A 719-nucleotide genomic window follows, 5' to 3' on the forward strand; every position below is an offset into this window, starting at 1 on the left:
CGGGGCCGGGACCGCCTTCAGCTCGCGATCGGCGGTGCTAGCCGCCGAACGACACGTCCGAGCAGGAGTAGAAGGTCTGGTCGAAGTGGCTGGCCTGCCAGACGACGTAGACCACGTGGTGCCCTGTCCGGCCGGGCGCGCTCACCGGGATGTCGACCGCCGCGCCCGGCTGGTAGACGCCGGTCTCGACGACGCGTTCGAGGTCGCCCCAGTCGAGCGCGTCGGTGGTGGCGTCGTAGCCCTGCTTGGTGACGTAGACCCAGTAGTAGTCGGCGCCGTGCCTCGCCTGGTCCTCGTAGTGGAGGTTGAAGTTGTTGCTGAGCGGGGTGGTGTGCCAGTCGCCCGGCTCGTTGAGCGATGCGTACTCGGCGTTGCCGCCGGAGCAGAGCTGGTTGTCGGGGATGCGCTGCTCGTGCTGTCCCTGCATGCCCTCGCGGAGCAGGCTCATCCAGCTCCACATGGTGTTGGCGTTGGTCTGGAAGGCCTGGTAGCACATGGGGTCCTCGGTGGCCATGTCCGGGTTCATGTGGTCGCCGCCCCAGCGTTCCCAGCAGCTGTACTGCCGCGCGGCCGGCGAGGTCGCCGTGCCGTGCGCCGAAGCGCTCTGGGCGGTGAAGAACAGCACCGAGGTGCTGGCCATGACCACCGCCGCGAACGCGAGGAGGAGGCTTCTGACGCGATGTTCTCTCGATCCGAGCATGGTATCGCTCCCATAAATA

General features: G+C 67.5%; 1 protein-coding gene. It reads right to left on the minus strand.

Going from position 1 to position 719, the window contains the following annotated elements; all coding sequences use genetic code 11:
- Positions 1 to 37: 37 nt before the first annotated feature.
- Positions 38 to 719, minus strand: a 682-nt coding sequence (locus LO763_RS28590) for a lytic polysaccharide monooxygenase auxiliary activity family 9 protein (RefSeq protein WP_230792317.1), incomplete at its 5' end; no start/stop codon positions are given.

Source organism: Glycomyces amatae, assembly GCF_020991375.1.
Classification (GTDB): domain Bacteria; phylum Actinomycetota; class Actinomycetes; order Mycobacteriales; family Micromonosporaceae; genus Glycomyces; species Glycomyces amatae.